Raw genomic sequence first — 21,984 nt, forward strand, 5'->3', positions numbered from 1 at the left:
GAGATCGGCTGTCGGCCGGGCGACGGAACGCCCGCCGTCCGGCGCGCGGGCGGGACTGTCTACCGTTTCCCCGTGGTGAGCGTCCTCTCGATCCAGTCCCACGTCGCCTACGGGCACGTCGGCAACTCCTCGGCCGTGTTCCCGTTGCAGCGCCTCGGCATCGAGGTGTGGCCGGTGCACACCGTCCAGTTCTCCAACCACACCGGCTACGGCGAGTGGACCGGCCGCGTCTTCGACGGGCAGGCCGTCGAGGAGGTCGTCCAGGGCATCGCGGACCGGGGCGTCCTGCCGGGCTGCGACGCCGTCCTCTCCGGCTACCTGGGGTCGGCCGACATCGGGCACGCCGTCGTGCAGACCGTCGGGAAGGTGCGGGCGGCCAACCCCGAGGCCGTCTACGCCTGCGACCCGGTCATCGGCGACGTGGGCCGCGGGATCTTCGTCCGTCCCGGGATCGAGGAGTTCATGCGCGAGGTGGCGGTGCCCGCGGCCGACGTCGTCACGCCCAACCACTTCGAGCTGGACCTGCTGTCCGGCGCCACCACGCGGTCGCTGGACTCGGTGAAGGACGCCGTCGGCGCGGTCCAGGCGCTCGGCCCCTCCGTCGTCCTCACCACGTCGCTGGTCTCCGACGACACCCCGGAGGACGCCGTCGACCTGCTGGCATCGGCCGGCGGACGGCACTTCCGGGTGCGCACCCCGCGCCTGGGGGTGTCGGTCAACGGCGCCGGCGACGCGATCGCCGCGCTGTTCCTCGCCCACTGGCTCGACACCCGCTCCGCCGACGTCGCGCTGGGCCGGGCCGCGGCGTCGGTCTTCGGGCTCCTCCAGCGCACCGAGGACGCCGGTTCGCGGGAGATCCTGCTCGTCGCCGCCCAGGAGGAGTTCGTGGCGCCCACCCGGACGTTCGAGGTCGTCGAGGTCTGAGCCGCCACAGGGCCGACTACCCTCGAAGCGTGTCCCCCGCTGCGTTCCGTCGGTCCCGTGCTGCCCTGACGGTGCTCCGATGAGCGCCGTCGACCAGCAGGTGGTCCCCCGGGCAACCGCCAAGGAGGTCGTGGACCAGGCGGCCCGCCGGCGCACCTTCGCCGTCATCAGTCACCCCGACGCCGGAAAGTCCACGCTCACCGAGGCCCTGGCCCTGCACGCCCGCGTCATCGGGCAGGCGGGCGCCGTGCACGGCAAGGCCGGCCGCCGCGGCACGGTGTCGGACTGGATGGACATGGAGAAGGCCCGCGGCATCTCCATCACGTCCGCGGCCCTGCAGTTCGAGTACCACGACGCGGTGATCAACCTGCTCGACACCCCGGGTCACTCGGACTTCTCCGAGGACACCTACCGGGTACTCACCGCCGTCGACGCCGCGGTGATGCTCATCGACGCCGCCAAGGGCCTCGAGGCGCAGACGATGAAGCTGTTCGCGGTCTGCCGGCACCGCGGCATCCCGGTGCTCACCGTCGTCAACAAGTGGGACCGGCCGGGCAAGGACGCGCTCGAGCTGATGGACGAGATCAGCGAGCGGACCGGCCTCACCCCGACGCCGCTGACCTGGCCGGTGGGCATCGCCGGCGACTTCCGCGGGGTGCTCGACCGCGCCGACGGCACCTACCGCCGGTTCACCCGCACCGCCGGCGGCGCGACGATCGCCCCCGAGGAGACGCTGTCGGCCGAGGCCGCACAGGCCCGCGAGGGCGACGCGTGGCAGCAGGCCGTCGAGGAGGTCGAGCTGCTCGAGGCGAGCGGCCAGGACCACGAGCAGTCGCTGTTCCTGGAGGGCGTGACCACGCCGGTCCTCTTCGCCTCGGCCGTCTCGAACTTCGGCGTCGGCGCGCTGCTGGACACCCTGGTCGGCAAGGCTCCCGCCCCGTCGGGCGTGCCCACGGCCGACGGTGACCGGCGGGAGCTCACCGACCCGTTCAGCGCGTTCGTCTTCAAGGTGCAGGCCGGCATGGACACCGCGCACCGCGACCGGCTGGCCTTCATCCGCATCTGCTCCGGCGTCTTCGAGCGCGGGATGGTGGTCACCCACGCCCGCACCGGCCGCCCGTTCGCCACCAAGTACGCGCAGCACGTGTTCGGCCGCGAGCGGGAGAGCATCGACGTCGCCTACCCCGGTGACGTCGTCGGCCTGGTCAACGCCGCCGCGCTCGGCGTCGGCGACACCCTGTACGCCGACCGGCCGGTGACCTTCCCGCCGCTGACCACCTTCGCGCCCGAGCACTTCGCGGTCTGCCGCGGCCGTGACACCGGCAAGCACAAGCAGTTCCGCAAGGGCATCGAGCAGCTGGACTCCGAGGGCGTCGTCCAGGTGCTGCGCTCGGACCGCCGCGGCGACCAGGCGCCGGTGCTGGCCGTCGTCGGGCCCATGCAGTTCGAGGTGGCCACCCACCGCATGGAGCACGAGTTCGGGGCCGCGGTCGACCTCGACCGGCTGCCCTACAGCATCGCGTTGCGCACGGACGAGGCCTCGGCCCCCGTGGTGTCGACGGCACGCAACGCCGAGGTGCTGCAGCGCACCAACGGCGAGTACGTCGCGGTGTTCGGCGACAAGTGGGGCCTGCGGGTGTTCAAGGAGAAGCACCCCGACCTGCTGCTCGAGTCGCTGGTCGCCGCCGAGCTCTGAGCTACCGCGGGCCCGGCACCGTCTCCCGCCTCTTGGTGGCGGTCAGCAACAGGTACTCCCAGTCGAGCACCGTGGAGCCGGACCCCTGGTCGTGGCGCCGGACGAGGTCGAGCAGGTCCGCGTCCAGGGCCGCGGCCCGATCGGGGTCGTCGGCCAGGGACCTGAAGACCGCGATCATCGGTCCGTACTTCGCCTTGAAGTAGTCCCGGGGCTCCTCGAGCCGGTCGAACATGTCGACCCTGAGCAGCCGCCGCTCGGCCGTCACATCGGTGACGCGGTCGCGCAGGAGCTCGCGGACGTGCTCCTCGCTGCCCCACTTCGGCGGCGGGGAGGCGCCGGGCGGGGGCGGCGGCGCGTAGGGCTTCATGGTGGCGAAGAGCTGGCCGATGAAGCCCTCCGGCGTCCAGCTGATGATCCCGATGCGGCCGCCAGGCTTGCAGACCCGGACCAGCTCGTCGGCGGCCGCCTGGTGGTGCGGCGCGAACATGACGCCGATGGCGGAGACCACCACGTCGAACTCGCCGTCGGCGAACGGCAGCGCCTCGGCGTCGGCCTCGCGCCACTCCAGCTCGACGCCCTCCGCGGCCGCCCGGGCCCGCCCGGCGTCGAAGAGCTCCGGCGTCAGGTCGCTGGCCACGACGCTCGCACCCGTCCGCGCGGCGGGGATCGCGACGTTCCCCGAGCCGGCGGCGATGTCGAGCACGCGGTCGCCACGGGTGACGCCGACCGCCTGCACCAGGGTCTCGCCGAGCTCGGGCAGCAGGTCGGCGGCCAGGCCGGGGTAGTCGCCCGAGGCCCACATCGCCCGGTGCTTGGCCTTGAGGGCGCGGTCGGCGTCGGCGGCGGTGCCGGTGGAGGTCGGGGAACTCATGGCGGAGCATCCTTCGGTCGGCGGACCGGCGCCCCCGAACCACCGGCGGCTGTCATCGGCAGCCGTCGTCAGGCTGGCCTCGCGCCGCGTCGGTGGACAGTGCCGAAGGACCCCGTCAGCCGATGCCCGCCGCCCGCACGATCGCGACGACCTCGTCGGCCGTGGCCGGCTCCACCGGCAAGTGCGGCAGCACGCCGACGACCTCGTCGGCCTCCAGACCGTGCGCCAGCAGCTCCTCCACCAGCCGCTCCGCGGCATCCGGCCCGAGCGGGAGCGGTGCGCCGAGCGTCCGCACGGCGGCGTGCGCCAGGAAGAGCGAGCCGGCCAGGTCGTCCTCCACCGGGCCCGGCTCCGCCGGCTCGGCGGCGGCCCGGACCACGGACTCGGCGGCGCGCACCAACGACAGCGGCAACCCCTCGGCCTCCACCTCGATGAGCGGCACGTCCCCCAGGGCGGCGAGCACGAGGTGCTCGGCGTCGATGCGCAGCGGCGCCTCCCAGCTGCCGGCGCGGACCACGTCGTCGAGGTCGGCCTCGCTCTCCCCGACGTCGTCGGCGAGCTCGGCCCAGGCAGCCGGCCGGGTCCGCCGCGCGCGCTCGGCCGCGGCCAGGCAGGTCTCGTGCACGAAGGGGTGCAGGACGTCGGTGTCGAACCGGTCGGCCTGGACCACCCCGCGCCCGTCGACGGAGTTCAGCGCGTCCTGGAAGCTGCCCGGCCGGGCGTCCCCGAGATCCAGCCGGCCGTCCTCGTCACCGCTCAGCGGCAGCCCGTGGGCGGCCCGCTCCCCCACCGTGAGCCCGGTGGTGACGATGCGGCCGCCGGAGCGCAGGTGGTGCGGCTGGTCGGACATCCCCACCGCCCAGGCGCAGGCCTCGGCGATCAGCGCGGCCGCCCGCTCGCGGAGCACCTCGCGGGTGAGCAGACCCATCCAGTCGACGTCGAACACGCCCCCCACTGTCCCAGCCGGTACCGACCCTCGGCGGATCAGGCGGCCGGCTCGGTCAGCGGGAGCAGCACCTGGAAGCGGGTGTCGCCGGGCACCGACGTCACGCGCAGGTCGCCACCGTGCCGCTTGACGACGACGCGCCACGACACGTCCAGGCCCAGGCCGGTCCCCTGCCCGACCGGCTTGGTGGTGAAGAACGGCTCGAAGACCCGCGACCGCAGCTCCTCCGGGATGCCGGGCCCGGTGTCGACGATCTCGACCAGCGCGCAGTCGCCGTCCCGGGCCGTCCGGATCGTCAGCGTGCCCTCGCCGCCGCCCCCGCTCGACGACATGGCGTCGAGGGCGTTGACGATCAGATTGGTCCACACCTGGTTGAGCTCGCCGGCGTAGGCCGGCACCTCGGGCAGGGACCGGTCGTACTCCTTGACCACGGTGATGCCCGGCTTGATCTTGCCGCCGAGCATGACCAGCGTGGCGTCGAGCCCGGCGTGCAGGTCGGTCGGCTGGTGCGGCGTGCGGTCCATCTGCGAGTACTGCTTGGCCGCGTCGACCAGGGCGGAGATCCGGTGCGTGCTGTCGGCGATCTCCACCAGCAGCGCCTCCGCCTCGACGGTGTAGGCCAGCCAGCGCAGCGCCGGCGCGAGGTGGGAGTCGCCGACGGCGCCGGTGACCCGGTCGAGGTCGTCGGGTCCGAGTCCGGCCGCGACGAAGACCCCGGCCAGCTCCCACGGCTGGGGCACGTCGTGGTCCCCGAGCCACTCGCCGAGGCCGTCCTCGAGGTCGGACCGCTCCAGCGTGGTCAGCTCCCGGGCGGCCCCGACGCGGGCGACGAACTCCTCCTGCAGCGCGGTCAGCGCGCGGAGGACCTCGCCGTCGAGCTTGCCCTCGGACAGCATCGCCAGCTTGTGCCGCATGCCGGCGAAGCGGTCGCGCAGGGCGTCGGCCGCGCGGGACGCGGCCGCCGCCGGGTTGTTCAGCTCGTGGGTGAGCCCCGCGGTCAGCTTCCCCATCGCCAGCAGGCGTTCGCGCTGGCCGACCAGCTCGGCGGAGTTCCGCTGCCCGACGAACATGCCTTCCAGCAGGTGGACCGCCATCGGGTACCAGTCGCGGAAGACCGCGGCGAACGGACCCGCGGGCAGCGCCAGGAAACGGCAGTCGGTGACGGCCCGCACGGTCGCGGGGTAGCGCTGCTCCAGCCGCTCACCGAAGTAGAACTGCACGGCGCCCGAGTAGACGCCGCGGTGCGACGTGCGCACCGTCTCCACCTCGCTGCCGCCGACGACACGGGACATCGTCATCGTCCCCTCGAGCAGCACGAAGAAGCACTCCGCCGGCTCCCCCTCGACCGAGACGTCGGCGCCGGCGGGGCAGTCGACGACGTCGCCGTTGGCGGCGACCCAGGCCAGCTGCTCGTCGTCGAGGGCCTCGAAGAGGAAGAGCTCGCGCAGCTCCTCGGTCGGAAGCCGCTGCTCCGTCGCTGTCATCGCTCCCCCAGGTACCGGTGCACGAGGGTGACGGCCATGGCGCCCTCGCCGACCGCCGACGCCACCCGCTTCACCGAGTCGGAGCGGGCGTCCCCGGCGACGAAGACGCCGGGGAGGCTGGTCTCCAGGAAGTAGGGATCGCGGTCGGGTGCCCAGCCCGGTGGCCGGCGGCCGTCGCTCAGCAGCGCCGGGCCGGTGGGGATGAAGCCGTGCTCGTCCCTGGCCACGGCCCCGTCCAGCCATCCGGTGCGCGGCGCGCCGCCGATGAAGACGAACAGGTGGCTGGCAGGCAGGGTCTCCCGCTCCCCCGTGTTCGCGTTCTGCACGGTGACGGTCTCCAGATGCCCGTCGCCCTGGGCGCCGGCGACCGTGCAGCAGGTCCGGACGGAGATGTTGTCGATCCCCGCGATCTGCTCGATCAGGTAGGCCGACATCGACGCCTCGAGCGAGTCCCCGCGGACCAGCAGGCACACCGAGCGCGCGAACCGCGAGAGGTACACGGCGGCCTGCCCCGCGGAGTTGGCACCGCCCACGACGTAGATGTCCCGGTCCGTGCACTCCACGGCCTCGGTCATCGCCGAGCCGTAGTAGACGCCGCGCCCGGTGAGGTCGTCGACGCCGTCCACGCCGAGACTCCGATAGGAGATCCCGGTCGCCAGGACGATGGCATGGGCGGCGAGCACCCGGCCGTCGTCCAGACGGACGACGCGCTTGGGGCCGTGCGCCTCGAGCGCGACCACGTCGCGGGTCAGCAGCAGCTCGGCGCCGAAGCGCACCGCCTGGCGCCGGGCGCGGTCGGCCAGCTGGCTGCCGGAGACACCGTCCGGGAAGCCGAGGTAGTTCTCGATCCGGCTGCTCTGACCGGCCTGACCGCCGGTCGCCTCGCGCTCGACCAGCACGGTCCGCAGCCCCTCGGACGCCCCGTACACCGCAGCGCCCAGCCCGGCCGGCCCACCACCCACGACGACGAGGTCGTAGAACATCTCCCGCGGTTCGACAGCGAGGCCCGCGACAGCGGCGAGCTCGGACTCGCTCGGGTGCAGCAGCACCTTCGCGTCCGCGGTCACCACCACCGGGATGTCCTCCGGACCGGCCCCGGCCGCCGCCAGGATCCGCTGGCCTTCCGGCTCGTCGACGGTGAACCACGTGTACGGCACGGCGTTGCGGGCGAGCAGGTCACGCGCCCGGAACGACGGTGCCGACCAGCGGTGCCCGACCAGCTTCACGCCGTCGACCGCCGGATCGGGCGTCTCCTGCCATGACTTCAGCATGCCGTCGACGACGGGGTAGAGCTTCTCCTCGGGCGGGTCCCACGGCTTGAGCAGGTAGGCGTCGACGTCGACGACGTTGATCGCCTGGATGGCGGCGTCGGTGTCGGCGTAGGCGGTGAGCAGCGCGCGGCGGGCCCGGGGGAACAGGTCCATCGCCATCTCGAGGAAGTCGATGCCGTTCATCTCCGGCATCCGGTAGTCCGCCAGCAGCACCGCCACCGGGTCGCCCCGCAGCTTGAGTTCCCGCAGCGCCTCGAGCCCCTCGGCGGCCGACGACGCGCGCAGCACCCGGTAGTCCCCGCCGTACTTGCGGCGCAGGTCGCGGGCGACGGCACGGGACACCCCGGGGTCGTCGTCCACGCTGAGGAGGACCGGCTTGCCCATGTGGCGACTCCACCCTGGTTCTGGCCCTCTTCCAGGGGCCCACCGCGAGCGTGCGAGGGGTGGGGAGCAAGAGGGTCTCCTTCCGCAACGCTAGTCGCGCGGCGCCGAGGGGCGCACCCCTCTCAGCGGTCGCGGTCGCGGACGACGTGCACGGCCGCCTCCTCGGCCGAGGCCGCGGCGCCGTCGATCCCCGCGTCGCGAGCCCACAACTCGTCGTCGCGGTCCTCGGTGCCACCGTCGTCGGCGTCGACCAGCCGGCCGGCCCGCTCGTCGCCCACCTCGTCGTCGAGCAGCTCGCCGTCGGTGTCCGTGGTGTCCCCGAGGCCGTCGCCCTCGTCCGCCGCCCCGTCGGGGAGCTCGCGGGCGAGGCGCCCGTCGAGGCTCTCGCCGGCGGACTCCTCCGCCTCCGTGGTGCCCCAGTCGTCCACCGCCCAGGGCCGTTCGGGCGGGGACCAGCCGGTGTCGAGGACGTCGCGCACCCCCCGGAGGTCGTCGAGGGTGTCCTCGGCCTCGAGCAGGCCGGATGCTTCCTCGGGGTCGGTGCCGTCCGTACGGTGGATGCCGGGTTGCATGCCGATGTCCTACCAGCTGAGGGGTCTGCCGATGACCAGGAGCGCGCTCGATCCGGCGGTTCCGCCGAGCGGCCCGGGGTGCGTGGAGTGCGAGGCCACGGGCGGGTGGTGGTTCCACCTCCGCCGCTGCGCACAGTGCGGCCACGTCGGCTGCTGCGACTCCTCGCCCTCGCGGCACGCCCGCGCGCACGCCTCGGCCGAGGAGCACCCGGTCATCCGGAGCTACGAGCCGGGAGAGGACTGGTTCTGGGACTTCTCGACCGAGCAGCCGGTCGCCGGCAGCGAGCTGGCCCCGCCGCAGCACCACCCGGTCGACCAGCCCGCCCCGGGACCACGGGGCCGCGTGCCGGCCGACTGGGCGTCGCGGCTGCACTGACCCCACCCCGCCGGAGGCCCGGACAGGGGCTCCCCGGCCATGTGCCAGGGTGCGCCGTGCCCCCCGTTCCGCCCGACCCGCCGGAGACCGCCCGGCCGCCCCTCGCCGTCCGCGTGCCGGTCCCGGGTGCGGACGTCGGAGACGCGACCGCTGCGCTCACCGGACTGGCGCGGACGCTCGCGGCGCGCCGACCGGAAAGCCCCGGGGACCTGCAGCTGACCGTCCGGCGGTCCGGGACGGTGCGGCTCACCCGGCGCAACCAGTACGGGCGCTACCCCATCGTCCACCCGGTCGTCACCGGCCGGCTGACCGGCGGACCGAACGGTGTGGAGCTGGTGGGCGCGGCGCGGCCTGCCCGGTTCCACGCGTGGACGACGGCCACCATGGCGGTCGCCGCCCTTCCGCTGCTGTTCACCGCGATCGTGGCGGGGACGGGGATCGGCACCGACGGACCCGGCGCCCGGTTCGTCCTCCTCGCCGTCGTCGCCGCCCTCGTCGGCGCGGTCCGCTGGGACGCCCGGCGCCCGCGACGCGGGTTCGCGGCCGAGGTCGACGACCTGCTGCGCGGGCTGACGACGGAGCTCGCCACCGGCGGCCGGTAGCGGGCTCCGTCGTTCCCCGCGGCGCTACTCGGAGGCCGCTCCGGCGGTGTCGCCGTCCCCCTGCTCGCTGCTCGGCGGCCCGATCCAGACCGTCTTGGCGTTCATGAACTCCCGCATGCCGACCTCGGTCAGCTCACGGCCGTAACCGCTCTGCTTCACGCCGCCGAAGGGCAGATCGGGGTAGCTGGTGACCATCCCGTTGACGAACGCCATGCCGGAGGCGACGTCGGCGATGAACTCCGCCCGCTCGTCCTCGTCCTCGCTCCACAGGTTGGCCCCCAGGCCGTAGGGGTGGCTGTTGGCGATCTCGATGGCCTCACCGAGCGAGTCGACGGTGAACAGCGCGGCCACGGGCCCGAAGACCTCCTCGAAGTAGAGGTCCATCTCCGGCGTGATGCCGGAGAGCAGCGTCGGCTCGTAGAACCACCCGGGCCGGTCGACGCGCTTGCCGCCCACCAGGACGGCCGCGCCCTTCGCGACGGCGTCGTCCACGTACTTCTCGACGTCCTCGCGCCCCGACTCCGTGGCCAGGGGCCCGACCTGGGTGCCCTCGTCCATGGGGTCCCCGACGGTGAGCGCCCCGATCTTCTCGGCGAACAGCCGGGTGAACTCCTCGGCGACGTCGCGGTGGACGAAGAACCTCTTGGCGGCGATGCAGCTCTGCCCGTTGTTCTGGTTGCGGGCGGTGACCGCGACCTCGGCCGCCTTGTCGAGGTTCGCCGACGGCATCACGATGAACGGGTCGCTGCCGCCCAGCTCCAGCACGGTCTTCTTGAGCGCGTCACCGGCGATCGAGGCGACCGACTGCCCGGCGGGCGCGCTCCCGGTGAGGGTCGCCGCGGCCACGCGGTCGTCGCGGAGCACCTTCTCGATCGCCGACGACCCGATCAGCAGGGTCTGGAAGACGTCGTCGGGGAAGCCGGCCCTGCGGAACAGCTCCTCCAGGTAGAGCGCGGTCTGCGGCACGTTGCTGGCGTGCTTGAGCAGGCCGACGTTGCCGGCCATGAGCGCCGGGGCGGCGAACCGCATGGCCTGCCAGAGCGGGAAGTTCCACGGCATGATCGCCAGCACGACGCCGATCGGCTGGTGCACCACGTAGGCGGCCTGCGCCTTCACCGCCGCGGCGTCCTTGGGCTCTGGCTCCAGCATCGCCGGGCCGTGCTCGGCGTACCAGCGCAGCGCCGCGGCGCACTTCGCCACCTCCGCCTTCGCCGATGCCAGGGTCTTGCCCATCTCGGTGGTCATGAGCTCGGCCACCGTGCCCGCGTCGGTGTCGAGCACGTCGGCCGCCGCCCGCAGCCAGCCGGCCCGCTGCTCCGCCGAGGTGCGCCGATAGGACGCCCACGCCGTCGCGGCGCGGGCGATCTTCTCCTCGAGCGCCGCGTCGGACAGCGGCTCGTAGGTCTTGAGCGTCTCTCCGGTGGCCGGGTTGATCGTGGCGATGGCCATGGGTTTCTCCCGTCGCTGGTGGTGCCGCCTCCGGGTCCCCTGCCCTCCACGGCTCCCATGAAACGGCTCGCACGAAACGGCGCCCCCGAGACGGCGCCCGGGTGACGGCGCCAGGATCGTGCCGCACAGCACCGTCGCTCGTCGAGCGGTGTGCGTGCGCACGACCCGGCCGTCCACGCGGTCCACGGCTACCGGCACTCCCGCATGCGCCGCGCCGCAGCCGATCGACCCGCAGCCGGCAGCGGCGCCGGGCACGATCGGGCCGGCGGTCCCGCGTCGTCGTCGGCCATCGCCTACCGTGGGGTCGAGGCCCCTGATCCGGGCGGCGGAGCATGTGACCGGGAGAAGCAGTGACGGGGTCGTCGGTGGTGGACTGGGCAGACTCGCCCGCCGACCGCTACCTCCACGACGCGCTGCTCTACGACGACCACGACGCGCTGGTCGAGACCGCCGTCCCCTTCCTGCTCGACGGCCTCGAGGCCGGGGAGGCGGCCGTCATCGCCGCCGGCGACGGGACGGCCGCTGCGCTGCGCGACGCCGTCGGCGACGATCCGCGGGTGCACGTCCTCGACCGGAGCGACGTCTACCGGGCGCGCACGCCCACCGCGATCACGACGTTCCGGCGGCTCGCGGAGCAGCGCACCGGCGAGGGCGTGCCGCGGGTCCGGGTCGTGGGCGAGGTGAACTTCGGCGCGACCGAGCGCGACTGGCTGGAGTGGCAGCGGTACGAGTCGGTCATCAACATCGCCCTCGGCGAGTGGCCCCTGTGGGGCCTGTGCGTGTTCGACACGCAGCGGCTGCCCGATCCCCTGCTGGAGTCGGCCCGCCGCACGCACTCCTCGCTCACCGACCGGGGGAACCGCCTCCCGAATCCCGACTTCGTCGCGCCCGCGGACTACCTGCGCTCGCTCCCCCTGCCGGAGGAGCCGCTGGAGCGGACGACGCCGCGCCTGTGGGTGCGCTCCGTCGACGACTTCATCGCCCTGCGGCACACGGTGGCCGCCGAGCTCTCGACGGTGCGCGCCTCCCGCGACGCCGTCGAGGACTACCTGCTGGCCGTCGACGAGATGACGTCCAACGCCGTCCGCCACGGCAAGCCACCGGTCAGCCTCCGGCTGTGGATCGGCGAGGACCGCGTCGTCTGCTCCATCGACGACCAGGGCCCCGGCTTCGACGACCCGTTCGCCGGCTACGGACCGGCCCACGGCGAGGACCTCTCCCGCGGCGGGATGGGTCTGTGGCTGGCGCGCCAGCTCTGCGACTACGTCGACATCTCGGGCGACGACGACGGGGCGCACGTCCGGCTGACCATCCGGACCGGGTGATCCTGCTCAGCCGAACGGCCCCCGTTCAGCCGAAGAGATCGCCCAGGAACGACTCCTTCTTCCGCCGGTGCCCGTAGCCGGAGTGGGAGCTCGACTGCTTGGACCCCTGCACCTGGCGCAGCACCTCGCCGACGACCCCGCTCAGGCCCGCACCCGCACCTGCCGCCGAGTGACCGGCCGGGGAGCCGGAGTAGTGCTCGGAGTGCCGCCGCTCGTCGTCGGAGTGCTGCTGGGCGTCAGGGCGCTGCGGTGCCGCGGCGGCGGGCGCGCCGTGCCAGGCGTTCTCCGCGTCGATGAGGCGGTCGAGCTCCCCGCGGTCGAGGAAGATGCCGCGGCAGTCCGCGCACTGGTCCACGTGCACGCCGTTGCGCTCGTAGGTCCGCATGGTCCCGTGGCACTTGGGACAGGTCAGCTCCATGCCCGCGCAACGGTGGCACCGTCCCGCGAGTTCCCGGGCCGCCGCAGGATCCCTTCCGTCCAGTGGGGACGACGGACCGGACCCGCACCGGTCGGGATGGATACTGGGTGCTCGCAGCCCCGACCGATGGGAGCACGTTGGTGGATGGAACGCGCACGCGCCGGACGCGGGACGCCGGTCGACCGGCGCCCGGGACCCGGGCGGGCTGAGCCGTGGACAAGGTCATCGCCTCCGCGCGCGACGCCGTCGCCGACATCTCCGACGGCGCCACGCTGGCCGTCGGCGGCTTCGGGCTCTGCGGGGTCCCCGTCGCCCTCATCGACGCTCTGCTCGAGCAGGGCGCCCGTCGCCTGACCACGATCTCGAACAACTGCGGGGTCGACGACCAGGCTCTCGGCGTCCTGCTCTACGCCGGCCGGATCACCCGGACGATCAGCTCCTTCGTCGGCGGCAACAAGGAGCTCGCCCGCCTGTACCTCTCCGGGGAGCTGGAGGTGGAGCTGACGCCGCAGGGCACGCTGGCCGAGCGGCTGCGGGCAGGTGGCACCGGCATCCCCGCGTTCTACACGCCGACCGGCGTCGGCACGATGGTCGCCGAGGGCGGCATCCCGGTGCGGTACGACGCGGACGGGAACGTGGTGGAGACCAGCGCGCCCAAGGAGGTGCGGGTCTTCGACGGCCAGCAGTACGTGCTGGAGACGGCGCTGACCGCCGACTTCGCGCTGGTGCGCGCCGCCAGGGGCGACCGGCACGGCAACCTGGTGTTCCACGAGTCGGCGGGCAACTTCAACGCCCCGGCCGGGATGGCCGGGCGGGTCACGATCGCCGAGGTCGAGGAGCTGGTCGAGCCCGGCGAGATCGTCCCGGAGACCGTTCACCTGCCCGGTGTCTTCGTCGACCGGGTGGTGGTCGTCGGCGCCGAGGGCAAGAAGATCGAGAAGCGGACCAGCCGGCCCCGCACCGACCGTTCCGACACCCCGGCCGCCGCCGGCGAGGAGGCCACACCAGCATGAGCCTGAACCGTGAGCAGCTCGCCGCCCGCGTGGCCCTGGAACTCGAGGACGGCCAGTACGTCAACCTGGGCATCGGGATGCCGACACTGGTGCCCAACTACGTGCCCGACGGCGTGCACGTCGTCCTGCACTCGGAGAACGGCATCCTCGGCGTCGGCCCCTACCCCTTCGAGGGCGAGGAGGACGCCGACCTGATCAACGCCGGCAAGGAGACCGTCACGATCCTGCCCGGCGCCAGCTTCTTCGACTCGGCGATGTCCTTCGGGATGATCCGCGGCAAGCACCTCGACGTCGCGATCCTCGGCGCCATGCAGGTCAACACCCGCGGCGACCTGGCCAACTGGCTGATCCCCGGGAAGATGGTCAACGGCATGGGCGGGGCGATGGACCTCGTGCACGGCGCCCGCCGGGTGATCATCATGATGGAGCACGTGGCCCGCGACGGGTCGGCCAAGATCGTCGAGGAGTGCACCCTGCCGCTCACCGGCAAGGCGTGCGTCGACCGGATCATCACCGACCTCGCCGTCATCGACGTCACCGACGACGGCCTCGTGCTGCGCGAGACCGCACCCGGCGTGACCGCCGACGACGTGGTGGCCGCGACCGGCGCGCCGCTCACCGTCGCCGACGACCTCCGCGAGATGCCCCTCCCCGCCATCGTCTGACACCGGCGAGGCCCCGGCCGGAGGCCCGTCCGCGACGGCGGACGGGCCTCCTCCAGGGGTGGACGGTGAGGCTCACTCCTCGGGCAGCAACCCGTCGACGTCAGCGTCGTCCTCGAGCAGGCCGTCCTCGACCATCAGCTCACCGAGCTGCTCGAGCTGCTCGCGCCGCAGGTCGGTGCCGAACTCCTCCAGCTGGACGTTCTCGAGGGCTTCCGGCGGCAGCTGCGGGAGCACCTGGGGGACCTGCGCCTTCACCGCGTCGGGGTTCTCGTCGGCGAACTCCAGCGTCTCCTCGATCGCGGCGGTGAAGTCCTCGACCAGCTCGGGGTCGGACTGGAGGAGCTGCGGCGAGGTGAAGAACAGCTGCGTCGGGTGGCCGGGGACGGACTCGCGGCTGGAGTAGGTGGCCACGACGTTGCCGGCCGCCTGCAGGCCGCCCAGGAACGGTTCGGGCACCCACACGGCGTCGACGTTGCCGCCCGACAGCGCGGCCGGCATGTCCGGGAAGGGCATCTCGACGAAGCTGACGGCGTCGGGGTCCCCGCCGTCCGCGCGCACCGCCTCGCGGATCGTCAGCCCACCCATCCCGTTGAGCGTGTTGACGGCGACGGTCTTCCCGGCCAGGTCGGCGGCCGACTCGACGCCCGAGCCGGCGGCCGCGACGACCCCGTTGATGTCCGTCTCGCCCTCCGACAGCGCGGAGGTCCAGTGCGCGATCACGCGGACGTCGAGGTCTTCCCCTCGCGCCTGGAGCAGGGAGACGGGGTTGCTGGTGGCGAAGTCGATCTGGCCGGCCATGACGGCGGGCAGCAGCGCGGCACCACCCTGGCCGGTCTCGACCGTGACCTCGAGGCCGTGGTCCTCGAAGAAGCCCTCCTCGATACCGGCGTAGAGGGCGGCGGTGGGCAGGATCGGCAGCATCCCGACGGTCACCTCGCGGAGCTCGCCACTCCCCCCGGTGGAGTCGGCATCGGTCGATCCGCTGTCGTCGTCCCCGCCGCCGCAGGCAGCGAGGGCGAGCATGGAGGCGGTGAGGAGCGGAATCCAGCGGCGGGTCATGGCGTCTCCGAGATCAGTGAGACCATCAACGATTGATGTCCGGCATGATGCACGTCACATCAGCTTCCCGCTAGTCCTTTCCGGCACATTGACGCGATCGCGGCCGGTCAGGCGGGGAATGCCCCACCGTTCCCACGCACCAGGCGGCCCAGCAGGTCACGCAGCAGGAACTGCTCGGTCCCGGTGAGGTCGGCCAGCTGGGCGGAGACCGCGGCGCCGACCTCCACGACCGCCTCGGCCCGGAGCGCGTGTCCTGCCGCGGTGGCGACCACCAGTTTCGTCCGCCGGTCACTGTCCGAGGGACGCCGCTCCACCAGGCCCGAGTCCGCCAGCTCGTCGACCAGCAGGACCACCTGGCTCGGGTCGAGCCCCAGCACCTCGGCGAGGTCCCGCTGGGTGACGCCCTCCGCTGCCTCGCACGCCAGGAGGAGGACCGAGTACGACCGGACGCGCAGGCCGTAGGACAGGAGTGCGGCGTTCGTGGCACGCACGAACAGCCCACTGGCCCGGGACAGCAGGAAGCCGACGTCGTCGGTCAGGACGTGCGCGTTCGTGATCGGGTCCATCAGTCCTCCATCGTTGACATTCTCCACGATATCGGCCTAGCGTCGGCAATGTCTCGACCGTCCGCTTCGAACGAGGGAGTTCCGTGGATCTGTCCGGCAAGGTAGCGATCGTCACCGGCAGCGGACGGGGGCTCGGGCTGGCCTACGCCGCTGAGCTCGCACGGTCGGGAGCGTCGGTCGTCGTCAACGACGTCGACGCCGCCGTCGCGGAGGAGGCCGTCCGCAGCATCACCGCGGCCGGCGGGACCGCCGTCGCGGAGGTGGTCCCCGTCGGCACCAGCGAGGCTGCGCAGGCCCTCGTCGACCGAGCGGTCGAGGAGTTCGGTCGCCTCGACGTGCTGGTCAACAACGCCGGCATCCTGCGCGACTCCACCCTCTGGAAGATGACCGACGAGCAGTTCGACGCCGTCGTCACCACCCACCTGCGCGGGACGTTCACCTGCACCCGGGCGGCGGCCATCAGGCTGCGCGAGCAGGGCGAGGGCGGCCGGATCATCTGCGTCGGCTCCCCGACCGGTCAGGTCGGCAACTTCGGCCAGACCAACTACGCCGCCGCGAAGGCCGGGATCGTCGGGATGGTCCGCACCTGGGCGATGGAGCTGGCCCGCGCCGAGATCACCGTCAACGCGATCGTGCCCGTCGCGGCCACGGCCATGACCGAGACGGTGCCCTTCCTCAAGCCCTACGTCGACGCGCTGCAGGCCGGCGAGCCGCTGCCGCCCTACGCCCGTCAGCAGCTGTCGTTCGGTGCGCCCGAGGACGCCGCCGGCCTCGTCGCCTTCCTCGCCTCCGACGCCGCCGCCGGCATCACCGGTCAGGCCATCGGCATCGGCGGCGACCGCCTCGCCCTCTGGTCGCACCCGACGGAGGTCGCCGTGGAGCTCGCCGACGGCACCGGCTGGTCCGCCGACGCCATCGCCGGGATCTGGTCGGGCGCCTTCGCCGCCTCGCAGCAGACGGTCGGCCAGCAGTTCCCGGAGCCGCCGGCATGACCGCATCCCCGGCCGGGATGGACCTCGACGCGCTGGTCGCGATCGACGTCCACGTCCACGTGCACGCCGACCAGCACGGCCACCTGGCCCTGGACGACGAGCTCAACGCCGCCGCGGCGAAGTACTTCAAGGGCGACCCGTACGACCCGACCGTGCCGGAGATCGCCGCCGACTACCGCGGCAAGAACATGGCCGCGGTCATCTTCACCGTCGACGCCGAGGCGGCCACCGGGCACGCGACCCTCTCCAACGAGGAGATCGCGCAGGCGGCCGCCGAGCACCCCGACGTGCTCATCCCGTTCGGCTCCATCGATCCGCACCGGGGCGTCGCCGGCATCCGCGCCGCCCGCCGGCTGGTCACCGAGCACGGTGTCCGGGGCTTCAAGTTCCACCCCAGCCTGATGGACTTCCTGCCGAACGACCGGGCCGTCTACCCGCTGTACGAGGAGCTGCAGAGCCTCGGGGTGCCGGCGCTGTTCCACACCGGCCAGACCGGCATCGGCTCCGGCCTGCCCGGCGGCCGCGGCATCAAGTTGCGCTACTCCGACCCCATGCTGCTCGACGACGTCGCCGCCGACTTCCCGGGCCTGACGATCATCATGGCGCACCCCTCGGTGCCCTGGCAGGACGCCGCGATCGCCGTCGCCCAGCACAAGGCCAACGTCTACATCGACCTGTCGGGCTGGTCGCCGAAGTACTTCCCGCCGCAGCTCGTCCGGGCCGCCAACACGCTGCTGAAGACCAAGGTGCTCTTCGGCTCGGACTACCCCCTGCTGCGCCCGGAGCGGTGGGTCAAGGACTTCGAGGCGCTGGAGATCCGCGACGAGGTCAGACCGATGATCATGAAGGAGAACGCGATCCGGGCCCTGGGGTTGCGATGAGGAACGCCGGTCTCGGTTCGTGGACGGAGCGCCGGCTGCTCATCTCCCCCGACCGGGACGCGATCTGGTTCGAGGGGACGACGACCTCGCACGCCGGCTTCGCCGAGCGGGTGCGCCGCACCGCTGCGGCGCTGGCGGGTCTCGGCGTCGTGCGCGGCGACCGGGTCGCCTGGACCGGGGGCAACCACCCGTCCGCGCTCGAGACGCTCTACGCCTGCGGGCAGCTCGGCGCGATCTGGGTACCGGTCAACGCCCGGCTGGCCGCGCCGGAGGCGGAGTACGTCCTGCGGCACGCGGGCGCCTCGGTGGTCGTCCACGGCCGCGACCACGGTGGCCTGGCCGACGCGCTGCGGGACCGGCTGCCCACCGTCCGGCACTGGCTGGCCGCCGAGCCGCCCACCGAGGGCGGCGCCGACTCGGCGGACTACGAGCAGCTGCTCGCCGCGGCGGACCCGGAGCCGCGGGACGAGCCGGTGGCCCTCGAGGACCCCTGCCTGATCATGTACACCTCGGGCACGACCGGGCGCCCCAAGGGCGCGGTGCTCACGCACGGGAACATGACCTGGAACGCGGTCAACCAGCTGCTGGGGTTCGACTTCGCACAGGACGAGCGCACGCTCGCGCTGGCCCCGCTGTTCCACATCGGCGGGCTCAACGGCACGGTCAACCCCTCGCTGCTGCGCGGCGGGTGCGCGGTGATCGTCCGCCGGTTCGACCCCGTCGACACGTTGCGGGTGATCGAGGAGCAGCGGGTCAACTCGTTCTTCGCCGTCCCGACCATGCTCGACGCCATGGCCCGGGAGCCGGACTTCCTCACCCGTGACCTCTCCGCACTGCGCACCATCGGCGCCGCGGGCGCCCCGCTCCCCCTCCCGACGCTGCACACCTGGCTGGAGCGGGGCGTGACGATGCAGCAGGCCTACGGCATGACCGAGGCCTCCCCCGGCGCCACCGTGCTGGACTCCGCGGACGCGGTGCGGAAGGTCGGCTCGGCCGGCAAGCCGGTGTTCTTCACCGACGTCCGCGTGCTGCGCCCCGACGGCAGCCGGGCGGACGTGGACGAGGTCGGCGAGATCGTCATCCAGGGCCCCAACATCATGGCCGGCTACTGGGACGAGCCCGAGCAGACGGCCGCGGTGCTGCAGGACGGCTGGTACCGGTCGGGCGACGCGGGGTCGGTGGACGCGGAGGGCTTCCTCTACGTCCGCGACCGGTACAAGGACATGATCATCTCGGGTGGCGAGAACATCTATCCCGCCGAGGTCGAATCCGCCCTGCTCGAGCTCGACGGCGTCCAGGAGGCCGCCGTCATCGGCGTCCCCGACGAGAAGTGGGGCGAGGTCGGCCTGGCCGTCCTCGTGGTCGCGCCCGGAGCCGAGCGTGACGCCGACGCCGTCCGCACCGCCCTGCGCGAGCGGCTCGCCGGCTTCAAGGTGCCCCGCCTGGTCGAGTTCGCCGACCAGCTCCCCAAGACCGCCACCGGAAAGATCCGCAAGCCCGACCTGCGCGCGCACTACCTGCCCACCGAGGAGACCACCGCATGAGCACCACCACGACCATGGCCGACCTGCCCACCCTCAAGGGCGCGGAGCTGGGCACCAGCGAGTGGGTGGAGGTCACCCAGGACCGGGTGAACCTCTTCGCCGACGCCACCGGTGACCACCAGTGGATCCACGTCGACGTCGAGCGCGCGAAGGCCGAGAGCCCCTTCGGCGGGCCGATCGGGCACGGCTACCTGACCCTGTCGCTGCTCATCCCCATGTGGTCGGAGGTGCTCACCGTCAGCGACGCGACGATGGCGGTGAACTACGGGTTGAACAAGGTCCGCTTCCCCGCCCCCGTGCCGGTCGGATCCACGCTGCGCCTCACCGCCACCCTCAAGGACGTCGAGGAGGTGGCCGGCGGCCTGCAGGTCACCGTGGCCGCCGTGATCGAGGCCGAGGGTGCGGCCAAGCCGGTCTGCATCGCCGAGCCGGTCTTCCGCTTCTACGGCTGAGAGTTCCCGGCGGGGGTCTGCACCCGGTCCACCGATCAGGCCCCTCCGGTGTCCTGACCGGGCGTCGCGCCCTCGACCGCCGGGATGGTGTCGAGGACGGTTGCGGCGGCCGCGCGGGCCTGGAGCTCGACCTCGGCGTGCAGCCGGTGGAACAGCTGCTGCGCGCGCTCGGCCGGCCACGGCTGCGGCAGCAGCTCGACCGGCAGGTGCGGCTCCTGCCGGAGGGCCAGCCGCCACTCCTCCTGCAGCGCCAGCAGGCGGCCGAGGGGGTCGGTGTGGTGGCGGTCGGCGACCCCGCCGTCCCACCGCTCGAGGAAGCGCTCGTACCGCCGGGCCAGGCCGGGGATGTCCCAGACGTCGCCGATCATCGCCCCGACGTCGAGGCCGGCGTGCGGCTGGGCGACGAAGGCACGCACGTGCCGGGCCGCCTCCAGACCCGAGAGCAGCCGGTCCATGTCGGGCACGGACGGCGCGATCCACAGGCCACCCTGGAGCGGACCGAACCCGGCCCAGAGGAGCCGCGTGCGCAGTTCGTGCCGCTGCCGCTGCCACGACTCGGGCAGCTTGAAGCTCAGCAGTGTCCAGCGGCCGTCCCAGTGCCGGTTGACGGCGCCGGTGCGCCAGATCCGGACGTAGCCGTCGTTGAGCACCTCGACCGAGCGCGGCGTGAGGCCGTAGTAGACCTGCCGCCCACGCCGCTGGCTGACCAGGCGTCCCCGCGTGACCATCCGCGCGATCGCGGAGCGGGTGGCGTGCGCCGAGACGCCCACCCGTTCCATCACCTCGATGAGGCTGGGGGTGGCCACCATGACGGGCCGGCCGAGCACGTGCGCACCGTAGAAGGTGAGCAACAGGCTCTCGGGCCGGAGGACGACGTCGCCCACCGGCACCTCTGCAGCGTCCGTCTCCATCCGGCTCATCTTCGCCCACCCCGCCCGTCCACGGGGGCGCCGCCACCGGCGACGCCCCCGCAGGAGTGAGCGGTCAGGGCTGCCCGGGGCACTCCTCCCCCGCGTTGCAGGGGCGCAGCAGACGCTCCGGCGTAACCCGCACGAAGCGGGCCGGACCGGCGACACCGCTCTCCGTGGCGAGGCGGTTCATCGCCCGCGGGGTCGCCGCGTCGCCCCATCGGCCGGTGTCGAGCCGGTGCTCCATCGTGCGCAGCGCGGCCAGGTGCTCGGCCGCGGTGAACGTGCAGTGGCCCGGCCCGTGGACGTAGGCGGTGCGCAGGAGCTGCGCGTTGCCCGCCCGGCGGACGACGTCCTCGTACGTCCTGCTGTGCGACGCCAGGGCCGACGCGTCGCCGGTGGTGTTCATCGTCAGCACCGGGATCGAGATCTCACCGCTGGGCGCCAGGTTCGCCTTGGCGTAGGCGACGGCCTCGGGGTCGGCGCCGATCCGGGGCGCCGCGGCCAGCCGGTCGAGGTCGTCGCGCAGGTCCAGCCCCGCGGCGCGGTACAGCCGCTCGACGAGCTGCCGGTGGCCGGACCGCTGCAGCTGCTCGCGGTAGTCGACGCCGACGTTCCAGGAGAAGTTGCCACCCGCCCGGTACTCGAGCTCCTGGCGCGGGACGCCCATGCCCAGCCGGACGGCGTTCTGCAGCGCGTCGTGCAGCTGCGCCTGCTGCGCGGCCAGGTCGTGCCGGCCGGGCTCCGGATCGGCCGGATCGACCCACAGCGGCGCATTGTTCATCGCCGCCGCCAGCGCGATGCGCGCCCGCCCCTCGGGGGTGGCCTGCGCCTCCTGCAGGAGCGCCGCGGCCGCAGCGGCGTCGGGTGGCGTGGGCCCGGGGAAGGGCGGCAGGTCCACCAGGTCGAGGTCGTCCTCGGTGGCGATGAGCTCGTCGACCACGAAGGTGGCGTCGAGCAGCTGGTTCCACTGCGCCGTCGTGCCGCCCAGCCCGTGGCAGAGCGGGATGGCCCCGTCGATGCGGTCGGGGTAGCGCTCGACGATCGCGCCGGTGATCACCCCGCCGAGCGAGCCGCCCCAGGCGATCGTCCGCTCCGGGGTGCCGACCCCGGTGGTGAAGGCGTCCAGTGCGGCCATCTGGTCGGCGGGCCCCTCTTCCACGGCCCACCCGAAGCGGGAATAGGTGGACGCGAGGAGGGCGTACCCCTGGTCGAGCAGGGTCGCGCGCAGGTTGTCCGGACCCGGCATGGGCGGTGTCGGCACCGGCCCGCCCCGGCTCCAGACGAGCAGGGTCCCGTTCCAGTCGGCCGGCACCTCGTAGCGGAAGGGCGCCTGGGCCCCGTTCTCGGCGGTGGTCGCCCCGGTGCAGACGGCGGTCCCGTCCGGCTGGGTCTGGCAGGTGACGTCCGCGGCGGCGGCGGGCGGCGCAAGGCCGGCCGCACCGGCCACCGTGAGCGTGACGGCGGCGAGCAGGCTTCGTCGTCGGAGCATGCAGCATCCCTCGATCGGACCCGGGAGGGGTCGGTGGAGCCCGCCGGGGAGTCCGGCGGGCGGCCGCCTCGGCGGGTCGCGGAGGCGGACGACG

General features: G+C 73.2%; 22 protein-coding genes. 11 read left to right on the forward strand and 11 right to left on the reverse strand.

Features of this window, described 5'->3' with window-relative positions:
• The first annotated feature begins 72 nt into the window (after positions 1–72).
• On the forward strand, positions 73–924 hold the full coding sequence (gene pdxY, locus CRP30_RS08805; RefSeq protein ID WP_200814633.1) for a pyridoxal kinase PdxY: 852 nt from the start codon (positions 73–75) through the stop codon (positions 922–924).
• Between the two features lie 79 nt (positions 925–1,003).
• Positions 1,004–2,620 carry a peptide chain release factor 3 gene (locus tag CRP30_RS08810; RefSeq protein ID WP_097183562.1) on the forward strand — a complete coding sequence of 539 codons (1,617 nt, stop codon included), beginning with the start codon at positions 1,004–1,006 and terminating at the stop codon, positions 2,618–2,620.
• A 1-nt stretch (position 2,621) separates the two neighbouring features.
• On the opposite strand, the gene CRP30_RS08815 is transcribed toward CRP30_RS08810, so the two are convergent.
• The 5 genes from CRP30_RS08815 to CRP30_RS08835 all read right to left on the reverse strand — a co-directional run bounded on the left by CRP30_RS08815 (position 2,622) and on the right by CRP30_RS08835 (position 8,148).
• The gene (locus tag CRP30_RS08815) at positions 2,622–3,491 is read right to left on the reverse strand and encodes a class I SAM-dependent methyltransferase (RefSeq protein WP_200814634.1); all 870 of its coding nucleotides are present in this window, start codon (positions 3,489–3,491) and stop codon (positions 2,622–2,624) included.
• A 115-nt stretch (positions 3,492–3,606) separates the two neighbouring features.
• On the reverse strand, positions 3,607–4,437 hold the full coding sequence (locus CRP30_RS08820) for a hypothetical protein (RefSeq protein WP_200814635.1): 831 nt from the start codon (positions 4,435–4,437) through the stop codon (positions 3,607–3,609).
• 38 nt (positions 4,438–4,475) lie between these two features.
• On the reverse strand, positions 4,476–5,921 hold the full coding sequence (locus CRP30_RS08825; RefSeq protein ID WP_097183563.1) for an ATP-binding protein: 1,446 nt from the start codon (positions 5,919–5,921) through the stop codon (positions 4,476–4,478).
• A complete protein-coding gene (locus tag CRP30_RS08830) occupies positions 5,918–7,576 on the reverse strand; it encodes an FAD-dependent oxidoreductase (RefSeq protein ID WP_097183564.1) in 1,659 nt (552 codons plus the stop codon). Before CRP30_RS08830 ends, CRP30_RS08825 begins: the two co-directional genes overlap by 4 nt.
• 122 nt (positions 7,577–7,698) lie before the next feature.
• A complete protein-coding gene (locus CRP30_RS08835) occupies positions 7,699–8,148 on the reverse strand; it encodes a DUF5709 domain-containing protein (protein WP_097183565.1) in 450 nt (149 codons plus the stop codon).
• Between the two features lie 31 nt (positions 8,149–8,179).
• Between CRP30_RS08835 and CRP30_RS08840 the strand changes: the two genes are divergently transcribed.
• Positions 8,180–8,524 (forward strand): UBP-type zinc finger domain-containing protein, encoded by a 345-nt coding sequence (locus CRP30_RS08840; protein ID WP_097184084.1) that lies wholly within the window; start codon positions 8,180–8,182, stop codon positions 8,522–8,524.
• 56 nt (positions 8,525–8,580) lie between these two features.
• A complete protein-coding gene (locus tag CRP30_RS08845) occupies positions 8,581–9,126 on the forward strand; it encodes a hypothetical protein (RefSeq protein ID WP_097183566.1) in 546 nt (181 codons plus the stop codon).
• A gap of 24 nt (positions 9,127–9,150) precedes the next feature.
• Here CRP30_RS08845 and CRP30_RS08850 read toward each other — a convergent pair whose 3' ends face one another.
• Positions 9,151–10,575 (reverse strand): NADP-dependent succinic semialdehyde dehydrogenase, encoded by a 1,425-nt coding sequence (locus CRP30_RS08850; RefSeq protein WP_097183567.1) that lies wholly within the window; start codon positions 10,573–10,575, stop codon positions 9,151–9,153.
• A gap of 350 nt (positions 10,576–10,925) precedes the next feature.
• On the opposite strand from CRP30_RS08850, the gene CRP30_RS08860 reads away from it, so the two are divergent.
• Positions 10,926–11,900 (forward strand): sensor histidine kinase, encoded by a 975-nt coding sequence (locus CRP30_RS08860; protein ID WP_097183569.1) that lies wholly within the window; start codon positions 10,926–10,928, stop codon positions 11,898–11,900.
• Between the two features lie 25 nt (positions 11,901–11,925).
• Here CRP30_RS08860 and CRP30_RS08865 read toward each other — a convergent pair whose 3' ends face one another.
• Positions 11,926–12,318 (reverse strand): TFIIB-type zinc ribbon-containing protein, encoded by a 393-nt coding sequence (locus CRP30_RS08865; protein ID WP_097183570.1) that lies wholly within the window; start codon positions 12,316–12,318, stop codon positions 11,926–11,928.
• 212 nt (positions 12,319–12,530) lie between these two features.
• On the opposite strand from CRP30_RS08865, the gene CRP30_RS08870 reads away from it, so the two are divergent.
• A complete protein-coding gene (locus tag CRP30_RS08870; protein WP_097183571.1) occupies positions 12,531–13,331 on the forward strand; it encodes a CoA transferase subunit A in 801 nt (266 codons plus the stop codon).
• Positions 13,328–13,996, forward strand: coding sequence for a CoA transferase subunit B (locus CRP30_RS08875; RefSeq protein ID WP_097183572.1), 669 nt, complete (start codon positions 13,328–13,330; stop codon positions 13,994–13,996). Before CRP30_RS08870 ends, CRP30_RS08875 begins: the two co-directional genes overlap by 4 nt.
• A 72-nt stretch (positions 13,997–14,068) precedes the next feature.
• Here the strand turns inward: CRP30_RS08875 and CRP30_RS08880 are convergent, their stop codons facing one another.
• Together CRP30_RS08880 and CRP30_RS08885 are read right to left on the reverse strand one after the other, a co-directional pair.
• The gene (locus tag CRP30_RS08880; protein ID WP_097183573.1) at positions 14,069–15,055 is read right to left on the reverse strand and encodes an ABC transporter substrate-binding protein; all 987 of its coding nucleotides are present in this window, start codon (positions 15,053–15,055) and stop codon (positions 14,069–14,071) included.
• Between the two features lie 107 nt (positions 15,056–15,162).
• Entirely contained in the window at positions 15,163–15,621 is a 459-nt protein-coding gene (locus CRP30_RS08885) for a MarR family winged helix-turn-helix transcriptional regulator (RefSeq protein WP_097183574.1), read from the reverse strand.
• An 83-nt stretch (positions 15,622–15,704) separates the two neighbouring features.
• Between CRP30_RS08885 and CRP30_RS08890 the strand changes: the two genes are divergently transcribed.
• Genes CRP30_RS08890 through CRP30_RS08905 form a run of 4 tightly spaced genes read left to right on the forward strand, consistent with a single transcriptional unit; the run spans position 15,705 to position 19,490 of the window.
• Entirely contained in the window at positions 15,705–16,613 is a 909-nt protein-coding gene (locus CRP30_RS08890; protein WP_097183575.1) for an SDR family NAD(P)-dependent oxidoreductase, read from the forward strand.
• 17 nt (positions 16,614–16,630) lie between these two features.
• Complete coding sequence (locus tag CRP30_RS08895; protein ID WP_097184085.1) at positions 16,631–17,494, forward strand: amidohydrolase family protein; 864 nt, start codon at positions 16,631–16,633, stop codon at positions 17,492–17,494.
• Entirely contained in the window at positions 17,491–19,038 is a 1,548-nt protein-coding gene (locus CRP30_RS08900) for an acyl-CoA synthetase (protein ID WP_097183576.1), read from the forward strand. The genes CRP30_RS08895 and CRP30_RS08900 overlap by 4 nt, the downstream gene beginning before the upstream one ends.
• Positions 19,035–19,490, forward strand: coding sequence for a MaoC family dehydratase (locus CRP30_RS08905; protein WP_097183577.1), 456 nt, complete (start codon positions 19,035–19,037; stop codon positions 19,488–19,490). Before CRP30_RS08900 ends, CRP30_RS08905 begins: the two co-directional genes overlap by 4 nt.
• Positions 19,491–19,525: 35 nt before the next feature.
• Here CRP30_RS08905 and CRP30_RS08910 read toward each other — a convergent pair whose 3' ends face one another.
• Entirely contained in the window at positions 19,526–20,401 is an 876-nt protein-coding gene (locus CRP30_RS08910) for a PaaX family transcriptional regulator (protein WP_097183578.1), read from the reverse strand.
• A 73-nt stretch (positions 20,402–20,474) separates the two neighbouring features.
• Positions 20,475–21,890, reverse strand: a complete 1,416-nt coding sequence (locus CRP30_RS08915; RefSeq protein WP_097183579.1) for an alpha/beta hydrolase family protein — start codon at positions 21,888–21,890, stop codon at positions 20,475–20,477.
• Positions 21,891–21,984 lie beyond the last annotated feature (94 nt).

Source organism: Blastococcus haudaquaticus (assembly GCF_900230285.1).
GTDB classification, from domain to species: Bacteria; Actinomycetota; Actinomycetes; order Mycobacteriales; family Geodermatophilaceae; genus Blastococcus_B; species Blastococcus_B haudaquaticus.